This is a genomic window from Bradyrhizobium sp. USDA 4369 (assembly GCF_054056435.1).
Map to the genome: position 1 here is coordinate 1,191,945 of NZ_JBSRYH010000001.1, position 11,446 is coordinate 1,203,390.

At 66.0% G+C, this 11,446-nt stretch carries 11 protein-coding genes, 1 pseudogene and 1 riboswitch; of the genes and pseudogenes, 6 read left to right on the forward strand and 6 right to left on the reverse strand.

Annotated features, from left to right (window positions below; genetic code table 11):
- Positions 1–73 precede the first annotated feature (73 nt).
- A riboswitch (SAM riboswitch) is annotated at positions 74–153 on the reverse strand.
- Between the two features lie 198 nt (positions 154–351).
- From ACVIJ6_RS05595 to ACVIJ6_RS05605, 3 genes are read left to right on the forward strand one after another with little or no spacing between them, the layout of a single operon-like run.
- The gene (locus ACVIJ6_RS05595) at positions 352–1,185 is read left to right on the forward strand and encodes a chorismate mutase (protein ID WP_012041477.1); all 834 of its coding nucleotides are present in this window, start codon (positions 352–354) and stop codon (positions 1,183–1,185) included.
- Positions 1,186–1,222: 37 nt separating this feature from the next.
- Complete coding sequence (hisC, locus tag ACVIJ6_RS05600; protein ID WP_456771847.1) at positions 1,223–2,320, forward strand: histidinol-phosphate transaminase; 1,098 nt, start codon at positions 1,223–1,225, stop codon at positions 2,318–2,320.
- Positions 2,317–3,252 carry a prephenate/arogenate dehydrogenase family protein gene (locus tag ACVIJ6_RS05605; protein WP_456771848.1) on the forward strand — a complete coding sequence of 312 codons (936 nt, stop codon included), beginning with the start codon at positions 2,317–2,319 and terminating at the stop codon, positions 3,250–3,252. The genes hisC and ACVIJ6_RS05605 overlap by 4 nt, the downstream gene beginning before the upstream one ends.
- A 64-nt stretch (positions 3,253–3,316) precedes the next feature.
- Here the strand turns inward: ACVIJ6_RS05605 and ACVIJ6_RS05610 are convergent, their stop codons facing one another.
- Positions 3,317–4,501, reverse strand: coding sequence for a DUF2125 domain-containing protein (locus tag ACVIJ6_RS05610; RefSeq protein WP_456771849.1), 1,185 nt, complete (start codon positions 4,499–4,501; stop codon positions 3,317–3,319).
- 99 nt (positions 4,502–4,600) lie between these two features.
- Here ACVIJ6_RS05610 and ACVIJ6_RS05615 point away from each other — a divergent pair, with 99 nt between their 5' ends.
- Positions 4,601–5,200 (forward strand): gamma-glutamylcyclotransferase, encoded by a 600-nt coding sequence (locus tag ACVIJ6_RS05615; protein ID WP_456771850.1) that lies wholly within the window; start codon positions 4,601–4,603, stop codon positions 5,198–5,200.
- A gap of 5 nt (positions 5,201–5,205) precedes the next feature.
- Here ACVIJ6_RS05615 and ACVIJ6_RS05620 read toward each other — a convergent pair whose 3' ends face one another.
- From ACVIJ6_RS05620 to ftsE, 4 genes are all read right to left on the reverse strand, one after another.
- Positions 5,206–5,973, reverse strand: coding sequence for a lysophospholipid acyltransferase family protein (locus ACVIJ6_RS05620; RefSeq protein WP_456771851.1), 768 nt, complete (start codon positions 5,971–5,973; stop codon positions 5,206–5,208).
- 12 nt (positions 5,974–5,985) lie between these two features.
- The gene (locus ACVIJ6_RS05625) at positions 5,986–6,651 is read right to left on the reverse strand and encodes a YdcF family protein (RefSeq protein WP_012041471.1); all 666 of its coding nucleotides are present in this window, start codon (positions 6,649–6,651) and stop codon (positions 5,986–5,988) included.
- 303 nt (positions 6,652–6,954) lie between these two features.
- On the reverse strand, positions 6,955–7,923 hold the full coding sequence (locus ACVIJ6_RS05630) for a cell division protein FtsX (RefSeq protein WP_456771852.1): 969 nt from the start codon (positions 7,921–7,923) through the stop codon (positions 6,955–6,957).
- Complete coding sequence (gene ftsE, locus ACVIJ6_RS05635) at positions 7,916–8,575, reverse strand: cell division ATP-binding protein FtsE (RefSeq protein ID WP_012041469.1); 660 nt, start codon at positions 8,573–8,575, stop codon at positions 7,916–7,918. The genes ACVIJ6_RS05630 and ftsE overlap by 8 nt, the downstream gene beginning before the upstream one ends.
- Positions 8,576–8,790: 215 nt before the next feature.
- On the opposite strand from ftsE, the pseudogene ACVIJ6_RS05640 reads away from it, so the two are divergent.
- Both ACVIJ6_RS05640 and ACVIJ6_RS05645 read left to right on the forward strand, forming a co-directional pair.
- Positions 8,791–9,646 (forward strand): annotated as a pseudogene (locus tag ACVIJ6_RS05640) (MJ0042-type zinc finger domain-containing protein).
- Positions 9,647–9,700: 54 nt separating this feature from the next.
- Entirely contained in the window at positions 9,701–10,081 is a 381-nt protein-coding gene (locus ACVIJ6_RS05645; protein WP_012041467.1) for a response regulator, read from the forward strand.
- 191 nt (positions 10,082–10,272) lie between these two features.
- On the opposite strand, the gene ACVIJ6_RS05650 is transcribed toward ACVIJ6_RS05645, so the two are convergent.
- A complete protein-coding gene (locus ACVIJ6_RS05650; protein ID WP_456771853.1) occupies positions 10,273–11,442 on the reverse strand; it encodes a mandelate racemase/muconate lactonizing enzyme family protein in 1,170 nt (389 codons plus the stop codon).
- Positions 11,443–11,446 lie beyond the last annotated feature (4 nt).

Genomic DNA, 11,446 nt, shown 5'->3' on the forward strand with positions numbered 1-11,446 from the left:
CCGGCCAGGGCTCCCGAACCACGTGACATATCAGGCCATGAAAAACCCGGCCTGAACTGGGGTTCGGCCGGGATCGATAACGTCCCCGGCCTGTTTAGCGAATTGTTTAACGTGGCTGCAAGCCGGCCGGCTCAAATGACCACGGAACGAGCAGAAACTAGTCCCGCGGGCGCTCCTCGTCAAGGCAAGCAGGGGTTGACCGCCGATCGGGCGCTCCACGGCTGCAATCCAGCCAAGCCTAGGCCGCACAAGGTAAACTTGCTGTTGCGCAGGCCCGGCGCATCGGACAGAACGGCATCCGTTCCCAGCGGCCGCGCGTTCCTCCGTGGCCCACGAAGAGTGACAGCGACCATGTCGAACCCGCCGCCCGCCCCGCCCTCGCTTGCCGATCTGCGCAAGGAGATCGACGCGATCGACGAGCAGGTCCATCAGCTGCTGATGAACCGGGCCGACATCATCGACCGGCTGATCAAGGTCAAGAAGACGCAGGAGGTCGGGTCGGCGTTCCGCCCGGCCCGTGAGGCCGACATGATGCGCCGCCTGGTGCAGCGCCATCGCGGCATCCTGCCGCTCGACACCGTCGAGGGCATCTGGCGCGTGATCGTGTCGACCTTCACCTATGTTCAGGCCCCGTTCTCGGTGCATGCCGACGTCTCGGTCGGCGAATCCGCGATGCGCGATTCGGCCCGGTTCCATTTCGGCTTCGTGGTCCCGTATGTGGCGCATTTCAGCGCGCAGGCTGCCGTCGAAGCGGTGGCGCGCTCGAAGGGCGATCTCGCGCTGGTGTCGACGAGTTCGGGCCATACGCCGTGGTGGATCACGCTGGAGCCCGCCGGCGCGCCGAAGATCATCGCGCGGATGCCCTTCATCGAGCGCGCCGACCATCCAGCCGCGCTGCCGGTGTTCGCAGTATCGCGGGTTGCCGACGACGCGCTGGTCTTGGAGGTCGAGACCTGGAGCATCCGCGTCTCCGGCTGGAATGCGCAGGTGTCGCGCGCATTGTCGCCGCTCGCCGACGTCATTGCGGTGCCCGATACCGCCTTCGACAGCGCCGCGCTGCTGGTATCGATCGAGGCGCCGTCCAACCTGGACAGCATCAAGGCGGCCCTGATCGCGGCGGGCGCCTCGGTGCGCTCGGCAGCCCTCGTCGGCGGCCATGCCAAACGCTATACGGTTCCGAGCTGAGACGCGCTGCGCCAGTGATCATCGTCCGGAGTTCATGATGTCCCGCCCCGTGCCGAATCCCGGCATTCTCGACATTGCGCCCTATACGCCGGGCAAGAGCCCGAAGCCCGAGCCGGGCCGCAAGGTGTTCAAACTGTCAGCCAACGAGACGCCGTTCGGCCCTTCGCCGAAGGCGATCGAGGCGTTCAAGAGCGCGGCCGGCCATCTCGAAGATTATCCCGAGGGGACGTCGCGGGTGCTGCGCGAGGCGATCGGCCGCACCTACGGCCTCGATCCCGACCGCATCGTCTGCGGCGCCGGCTCCGACGAGATCCTCAATCTGCTGGCGCACACCTTCCTCAGCCAAGGCGACGAGGCGATCTCCACCACGCACGGTTTTCTGGTCTACCCGATCGCGACGATGGCCTGCGGCGCGAAGAACGTGGTCGCCGCGGAGACGGAGTACCGCACCGATGTCGATGCGATCCTCGCCGCGGTGACGCCGCGCACCAAGCTGGTGTGGCTCGCCAACCCGAACAATCCGACCGGCACCTACATCCCGTTCGACGAGGTCAAGCGGCTGCGCGCCGGCCTGCCCGCGCATGTCGTGCTGGTGCTCGACGCCGCCTATGCCGACTACGTCTCGCGCAACGACTATGAGTTCGGCATCGAGCTGGTCGCGACCACCGAGAACACCGTCGTCACGCACACCTTTTCCAAGATCCACGGCCTCGCCGCGCTGCGCGTCGGCTGGATGTTCGGCCCGGCGCACATCGTCGACGCCATCAACCGCATCCGCGGGCCGTTCAACGTCTCGTCCCCGGCGATGCTGGCGGCGGTCGCCGCGATCGAGGACACCGCGCATCAGCAGATGTCGAAGACGCACACGGAAAAGTGGCGCAACTGGCTGACCGCTGAGATCGGCAAGCTCGGGCTGAAGGTGACGCCGAGCGTCACCAATTTCATCCTGATCCATTTTCCCACCGAGACGGGCAAGACCGCGGTCGAGGCCGACGCCTTCCTGACCCGGCGCGGCCTCGTGCTGCGGGCGCTCGCCAATTACAAGCTGCCGAACGCCTTGCGCATGACGATCGGCACCGAGGAGGCCAATCGTCTCGCCGTCGATGCACTCAGCGAATTCATGGGGCCGAAGTGAGCGTCGCGGGAAAATTCGAACGCATTGCGCTGATCGGCTTCGGCCTGATCGGCGGCTCGATCGCGCGCGCAGCGCGCCTGCAAGGCGTAGCCGGCGAGATCGTCACCACGGCCCGCTCGGAGAAGACGCGGGCGCGCGTCGCCGAGCTGGGCATCGTCGACCACGTCGTCGCGAGCAATGCCGAGGCGGTAAAGGATGCCGACCTCGTCATCCTCTGCATTCCCGTCGGCGCCTGCGGTCCGGTCGCCGAGGAGATCGCGCCGCATCTGAAGCCCGGTGCCATCGTTTCGGATGTCGGTTCGGTCAAGGGCGCGATCGTCCGCGACATGGCCCCGCATCTGCCGGCGCATGTGCACTTCGTGCCGGCCCATCCGGTGGCGGGCACGGAGAATTCGGGGCCCGATTCCGGCTTCGCCGAGCTGTTCATCAATCGCTGGTGCATCCTGACGCCGCCGGATGGCGTCGATCCCGACGCCATCGATCGTCTGCGCGCATTCTGGGCCGCGCTGGGCGCCAAGGTCGAGATCATGACGCCGGATCATCACGACCGGGTGCTCGCGATCACCAGCCATCTGCCGCATCTGATCGCCTACACCATCGTCGGCACCGCCGACGAATTGGCGCAGGTGACGGAATCGGAGGTGATCAAGTTCTCCGCCGGCGGCTTCCGCGATTTCACCCGCATCGCCGCCTCCGACCCGACGATGTGGCGCGACATTTTCTTGAGCAACAAGGACGCCGTGCTCGACATGCTCGGCACCTTCACCGAGGACCTCTCCAAGCTCACGCGGGCGATCCGACGCGGCGACGGCGAGGCATTGTTCGATCACTTCACCCGGACCCGCGCGATCCGCCGCGGCATCGTCGAGGTCGGCCAGGATTCGGCGGCGCCCGATTTCGGCCGGCCGCTGCCGCAGATCAAGAAGCCCTAGAGCATGATCCGGAAAAGTGGAGACCGGTTTTCCGAACAGATCATGCTCAACACGAATAGAAAGGTTAGAATAGCGGAGGAACGCGGGCGACCTTGAACGGACCGAGCACGACCACCCCATCCGAGAAGCGCAACGGAAAGCTGCGCGCCTTGCGGCCCTCGAGCGTGGCCTCCTTGCCGAGCGCGTTGATGCCGACGGCGACGCCGGCATTGGCGTTCTGCTTGACGACCTTGCCGAGACCGGGAATTGCGCGGTCGAGCGCCCCGAACAGGTTGTTGAGATCCTGCGACTTCACTCCCGGAGCAACGCGGTCGAGCGTCGCCTGCGGCACGCCGTTCTCGAGCATCTTGTCGAGGCCGAGCGCCGGAATGACCTTTTCGATCCCCGCCACCGTCATCTGCACCTCGCCGTCGATCCCGCCATTGGCGGTGAGGGTCAGCGTGCCCGAAGCGACGGCCAGCAGTTCGCCCTGCTGGATGCGCGACTGGACGATCTCGACATGACCGCCGGCCGCCTGGATCTCGCGGAACCGCTCCGGCCAAGGCTTCGGGTGGAAGTCCTTCAGCCCCGTGAGCCGGGCCTGGATGTCGGCATTGAACGGCTCGGCAAGCAGCGGATGGCTGTCCTGGATGCTGCCGCTCGCGATCTGGAGCGCCGTCTCGATCACCGGATGATCGGACGGCGTGCCGTCCGCGACGCGACCATGCAATTCGGCGTGATCGGCGCGCACGGCAGGAACGGTCGTGCTGCCCTCGATGCGGTCAATGGTCGGCTGGTCGAAGACGAGATCGGCGCGCTGCAGCGGGCCGGGAAGGCCGCGGACGCTGGCCTGCCCCAAGCGCCAATTGACGGCATAGGACGCCGGCCCGCGTCCGTCAGCGATCGTCGCGGGTCCCTTGAATTCCGCGATGATCCGCTGCGGATCCCAGACCTGCGCGACGACCAGGATCTCGTCGAGCTTGGCGTTCATCAAGGGCGTGCCCGCGGCCTGCGAGAACAGGGCGACGCTCGGGTCGGAACAGCGAACCTCGAGGCGGAACGGGAAACCGGCCACCGAACGGTTGGCACAATCATAGACGCGGCCGGACTTGGCCTCGCGGGCGCGCCAAGCGTCGGCCTGGACATCGACCTGCGAAGCAGCGAAGAACCAGAATCCGCTCCACGCGATGGCAGCGATCAGGAGCAGGATGGGGGCTGCGAGGAGGCCCCAGAGTGGGCGCCTGCGGGGCGCTTGCGGCAAACGAGACATGCAGGACACCCTTTGGGCAGCAATTTAGGCGATTCCACGATCACGGATTGTGTATTTCAGTTAACAATTCGCGAGCACCACCCTTAGGCTTCCGTTCCGATGTCTGCAATGACCCTGTCCGATCGTGATCTTCCCAACGGCGACCTCTGGGTGTTCGGCTATGGCTCGCTGATGTGGCGGCCCGGTTTCGAGTTCCTCGAGCAAATGCCGGCCCGGCTGATCGGCGAGCACCGCGCGCTGTGTGTCTATTCGTTCGTCCACCGCGGCACGCCGGAAAAGCCGGGCCTCGTGCTCGGCCTTGATCGCGGCGGCGCGTGCCGCGGGATTGCGTTCCGGGTCGCGGAAACCAGGCGCGACGATACGATCGCCTATTTGCGCGCACGCGAGCAGGTGACCTCGGTGTATCGCGAGGTGACGCGATCGGTGTGGCTGGAGAACGAAGCCAGAGAGCGCGTAAGCGCGCTGGTCTATGTCGTCGACCGAGGCCATGTCCAATATGCCGGCCGGCTGTCGCTGCAGGAGCAGTTGCGCCACGTCCGTCAGGGCCATGGCCAGTCCGGCGCCAACCGCGACTATGTGCTCTCGACCGTGAAGGCGATCGAGGCCCAGGGCTTTCGCGATACGCAGCTGCACAGGCTGGCCATGATGCTGCATGACGACGGCCACTCGCGGCATCCGGCGCCGGGCGACTCGCCGTAGCCGCCTCACGCCTTCACCGGGGCCGGCACACGGCCGAACAGCTGCGCTTGCTCGGCCTGTCCCGCCGCCACCAGCCGGTTCGTCGCCTCCTCGATAACGCTCTCGATGCGGGTCATGAATGCGTCGCGCGGCAGGCCCGGCGGCAAGGGGTCGAGGAACTCGACAACCAGCGTCCCCGGATAGCGCAGGAAGGTACGGCGCGGCCAGAACAGTCCGGAATTGAGCGCAACCGGCAGGCACGGCACGCCGCAATCCGCATAGATCAGCGCGACCCCGCCTTTGTAGTCCGGCGGCGCGCCCGGCGACCGCCGCGTGCCCTCGGGGAAGATCACGAATTGGCGCCCGTGCTTCACCTCCTCGGCAGCTCGCCGCATCACCTGCTTCAGGGCGCGAGCCCCGGAGCTGCGATCAATCGCTACCATATTCGCCTTGACGAGATATTGTCCGAACAGGGGAATGCGCAGCAGCTCGCGCTTGAGGACGAAGAACGGCTCGTCGAAAAAGTGCAGCAGCGAGATCGTCTCCCACATCGACTGATGCTTGGCGGCGACTATCAAGGGCCCCGTCGGGATCTTCTCGACGCCGCGATATTCGACGCGGATGTTGCAGACGATGCGCATCAAAATGATGTTGCTCTGCGCCCACCAGTTCGCGACGCGCAGCAGCGCCTTGCGCGGCATCGCCAAGGTCGGCAGCGCGATGATCGCCCAGAACACGAAGTTCGGATAGAACAGGATGTTGAACAGGAGCGAACGCAGGAAGATCGAAAGCATCAGGGACCCAGTTCAATTGGCTTGTGCCGTCGCCGGCCGGCGCGACACGGAGCCGGTCGGCAGGTCGACCTCGGGCGCGAGATCGAGGCCGAGATCGGCCAGCCGCAGCCGCGCTTCGGCGGCGACATATTTGGCGTATTCGGACAGCAGCAGCCGCAAGGTCGGCCCGCTGGTCCACCACGGCTCATCCCGCCATTTCTCGCCGACGACGGCATAGGGAATGAGATCCAGGCTCGGCATCGCGTGCGACAGCTCCACGATCGCGCGCGGCATGTGATAGTTCGAGGTCACGACGATCAGCGATTTGAAGCCGCGCTCGGCGGCCCAGCGCCGCGTCTGCGCCGCGTTGCTGCGGGTGTTGATCGCGGAATAGTCGAGATCGACGCAGCAATTGATGAACGACCGCGCCTCCGGCAGCGAGCGGGTGATGTCGCTGGCCTCGTTGGTCGGATGCACGCCTGAAATCAACAGCCGCCTGCCATAGCCGCCGGCGAGCAGTTCCACGGCGTCCGACACCCGCGACGAGCCGCCGGTCAGAACCACGATTCCGTCCGCCTTGCGCTCGGGCTTGATCTCGGCGCCGCGCAATTGCGACAGGAAGCCGATGAAGCCGACAGCCGCGACGAAAAAGCCGATCGCAAGCGTGGCCACGACGCCCGCGAACGTCCGGCCCACCATCACGATGAGCGGCAGCCTGCGGCTGCTATCGTCGATTTCCGGCCCCATGCGTTGCCCGGCGATCCTTGCCTCCTGGCGCGCGGCCCCATGCCGTCGCACGATCCCGTCGTTCAAGTCCGGGAGGTCAGGCAGGTTTCGCCGGCCTCCCGATCACGTTCACTCGCCCTCGATCATGACAGGCGCTCTCTATCGAGTCCGTGACCGAACTCACCCCTGCCGCAACTTGACCCGACGCAGACGATTTTAGGCGTTTTTCAGGCCAAGTGAAATCCGCAACGCGACGGTTGGGGACGGAAGCGACCATCAGTCGATGCTCGCCAGCGTCGCGAACAGGGTCCGGCGCGCGGCCCAGCCGGTGACGGCCGCGATCACCACGGCCTGCAGCGCGATCACGACATAGCCGAGCGGGCGCAGAGAGAACGTGCCGAGCAGCGCCGCGAATTGATCGCCCACCGGCGTGCCGGAGAACCAGTTCGCGATCGACTCCGAGAACCCGAAGCCGAGCATCGCCAGCCCGCCGCCGATCACCCCGCCCTCCAGCCCGAGCTGGAGGAAATGGCGCAGGAAGTGGTTGGCGATATAGCGGTCGCCGGCACCGACGAAATGCAGGACCTCGACGATCGGCCGATTCGCAGCCATGGCGCCGCGGGTCGCAAACGACACCGAGATGATGGTGGCGACGATCACCAGCACGAGAATGCCGAAGCCCGCGAACAGGGTCGCTCCGGTCATCGAACGCATGCGCTCGATCCAGGCGCGGTGATCGTCCACGCTGGCCGTCGGGGCGACCTGGCTGACCCGATTGCGCAACGCGGCGAGATCAAAGCTGGTGCCGGGTTGCACCCGCGCGATGATGACGCGGGGCACCGGGAGTTCGTCGAACGACAGGCCGCTGCCGAGCCACGGTTCCAGGAGCTTGCTCGATTCGTCCTTGGTGAACGGCCGCACCTCGACGATGCCGGACTGCGCCCGCATCGCCTCCGTCACCAGCGCGATGTCGCGCTCCAGGTCGCGGCCGGTCTTCGGCCGAACCTGGACCGTGATCTCGCTCGCCACCTCCGACTGCCACTCGGCTGCGGATTCGCTGACCAGCAGCACGGCACCGGTCGTGATCGAAGCCAGAAAGGTCATGATCGCGACCACCGCCACGAGCGCGCGGCCTGCGATCGACGCCCGCGGCACGATCGGCGACACGATGCGGGCTTGCGCCGGCAGTTGCGGGCGGTCCTCGCCCAGGTCGACCAGAAGGCCGCGATCGTCCACGCTACTCATAGATGTGCAGCCGTCCCTGATGCAGCACCAACCGCCGGGCCTCGTATTGGTCCATGAGCGTGATGTCGTGGGTTGCGATGATCACCGCCGTCCCCGAGCGGTTGAGCTCAATGAACAGGCGCAACAACCGCCGGCCGAGCGTCGGATCGACATTGCCGGTCGGCTCGTCGGCGAGCAGGAGTTGCGGCCGCGAGATGACGGCGCGCGCAATGGCCGCGCGCTGCTTCTCGCCGCCCGACAGGATCGGGGGCAGCGCATCCATCCGTTCGCCCAGCCCGACCCATTTCAAGAGATCGATCACTTCTTTCCGGTAGCTCGACTCGTCGCGCCCCATGACCCGGAACGGCAATGCGACGTTCTCATAGGTCGTCATATGGTCGAGCAGCCGGAAGTCCTGCAGCACGATTCCGATCCGCTTGCGCAGATCGGCGATCTCGTCCTTGCTGAGCAGGGAGATGTCGTAGCCGAACAGGTTAACGAGCCCGCGGGTGGGGCGCAGCGACAGGAACAGCAGCTTAAGCAGCGAGGTCTTGCCTGCGCCCGAGGGGCCCGTGAGAAACTGGAAGGAATGAGCCGGAATCTGGAACGTGAGGTCGCGGAGGATCTCCGGCCCCAGTCCATAGCGCAATCCGACATTTTCGAACCGAACCAAAGCATCAGCTCCGTTCGACAGTGTGCACGGCCCACCCGCCAACAATAAGTCCGGCGGTACGATGACCCGATTGAGCGCCCGTTATGGTTTCCGGTTCGTTAATGGTTTCCATGTACCATTGCGGAGATTGGGTTCCGAAGTTCGTCAACATGGCGGTTCTTGTAGCACGAACTGTCGGAAACAAAGCGGCAATGGCCGCCGGAGATAAAGGCGCGATGTTCATCGTTTGCCCCCATTGTACAACGTCTTACGCCATCGATCTGGCAACCCTGGGTATGGCCGGCCGTAGCGTACGCTGCGCGCGTTGCAAGGAGGTATGGCTGGCGAGGCCCGAGGATGCCGTCGAGGCTCCGGCCCCGGTTCCGGCCATGGCCGACGCCGCCAGCGCGGCTGCTCCCCCGCCCGCCCCGGCCGACGAATGGGAAGCGCTGGCGCGTGAGGAGGAGGACGAACAGCCGCCGCAGGTGGACAGTCCGCCCTTGGCTGCAGGCTGGCCGGAGGATGCCGCCGAACAGGCGGAGGCGGAGACGGAGGATGCGGAGCCGAAGGGGCAAGGCAAGGCATCCCGCCTGGCCCGATTCGGTAAGCTCATCAGGCGTCCCACACTGCCGAATTTCCCCGGCAAGAAGATTTTCGGCCTGCCGGCGCTGACCGCGGCGATGGCGGCGCTCTGCATCGCGCTGGTGGTCTGGCGCGCCGACGTGGTGCGGTTGCTGCCGCAGACGGCGTCGTTCTACAAGCTCGCCGGGCTCGAGGTGAACCTGCGCGGCCTCTCCTTCAAGGACGTGAAGGTGGCGACCGAAACCGTGGACGGCAAGCCGGTGCTGGTGATCGAGGGGGCGATTGTCAGCGTCACCAAGAAGGCGGTCGACCTGCCGCGTCTCCGCTTCAGCGTGCGCGACGCCCAGGGCACCGAGATCTACGCCTGGAATACGCTGCTTGAACAGACCGCGCTGAAGCCGGGCGAGCGCACGACCTTCAAGTCGCGCCTGGCCCTCGCCCCCTCCCGAAGGCCGCAATATCGATATACGATTCTTCAACCGGCGCGATCTGGCCGCCGGCAGTGCCTGATGGTTCCGGTCTCGCGGGTCTCGCGCGGGACCCATGAGACGGAGATGAAACGACATGTCGCGCGTGCTGATCGCCGACGACGAAGAATCGATGCGGACGCTGGTCGCGCGCGCCATTGCCATGGATGGACATGAGATCGTGACGGCGCAGGACGGGGCCGAGGCGCTCGACATCCTCACGCGCGAGAACGGCGCCTTCGACCTGCTGCTGACCGACATCCAGATGCCCATCATGGACGGCATCGCGCTGGCGCTGTCGGCCGCGCGCGACTATCCCGACTTGGTCATCCTGCTGATGACGGGCTTTGCGCATCAGCGCGAACGCGCCTCCAACCTGCAGGCGATCGCACATGACGTGATCACCAAGCCGTTCTCGGTCGCCGACATCCGCACCGCGGTCGCCGACGCCCTGGCGTCGAAGGCGGCCAAGGCGTAGGACGAGTGCATCGCGCGCCGGAAGGCGACGCTTTGGACGGCTCTAGCATGGCGGATCTGCTGACACCCGCGATCCGCGTTGACGCTCCAATCTCCGCAATCCCATCTCTCTGTGGTGATGGGTCCCGGGTCGGCGCCCGAGAGTTGCGCGCCTGTCCGGGAGAGCGAGACTTCGATCGAGACGCCGTCGCCTCACGCGCTCAGCGCGCGCATCTCCGCATAGAGGTCCGACTTGCCCTCGAAGCCGATGCCGGGGAGGTCCGGCATCGTGATGTGGCCGTCGATCACCTTCACCCCGTCGGGGAAGCCGCCATAGGGTTGGAACAGGTCCGGGTAGCTCTCATTGCCGCCGAGGCCGAGGCCGGCGGCGATGTTGAGCGACATCTGGTGGCCGCCATGCGGGATGCAGCGGGACGGCGACCAGCCATAGGTCCTGAGCACGTCGAGCGTGCGCAGATATTCGCACAGGCCATAGGACAGCGCGCAGTCGAACTGCAACCAGTCACGGTCCGGTCGCATGCCGCCATAGCGGATCAGGTTGCGCGCGTCCTGGTGGCTGAACAGATTTTCGCCGGTCGCCATCGGGCCGGGATAGAAGTCGGCGAGCGTCGCCTGCAGGTGATAATCGAGCGGATCGCCCGCCTCCTCATACCAGAACAGCGGATAGTCGCGCAGCATCCTGGCGTAGGCGATCGCGGTCTCCAGGTCGAAGCGGCCATTCGCATCGACCGCGAGCTGGTTGTTCGGACCGATCTCGTCGAGCACGGCCTCGATGCGCTGGCGATCCTCGTCGATCGGGGCGCCACCGATCTTCATCTTCACGACAGTGTAGCCGCGCTCGAGATAGCCGCGCATCTCGCGGCGGAGCGCCGAGAGGTCCTTGCCGGGATAGTAGTAGCCGCCGGCGGCGTAGACAAAGACGCGCGGATCGGCGGTGCGGTTGTGGCGCTCGGCGAGCAGACGGAACAGCGGCTTGTCGGCGATCTTCGCCACTGCGTCCCAGATCGCCATGTCGAGGGTGCCGACCGCGACCGAGCGTTCGCCATGACCGCCGGGCTTCTCGTTCATCATCATCGCCGCCCAGGCCTTGTCGGGGTCGATGTTGTCTTTCGTTGCATCAAGCAGCCAGGCCGAATCGGCCTCCAGCAGGCGCGCACGAAACCGCTCGCGGATCAGGCCGCCCTGGCCATAGCGGCCGTTGGAGTTGAAGCCATAGCCGACCACGGGACGACCGTTGCGCTCGACATTGGTGATGACCGCGACCAGGCTCGACGTCATCTTGGTGAAGTCGATATAGGCGTTGCGGATCGGCGATGAGATCGGCTTCGTCACCTCGCGGACGTCGACGATACGGACGGTCATGGTC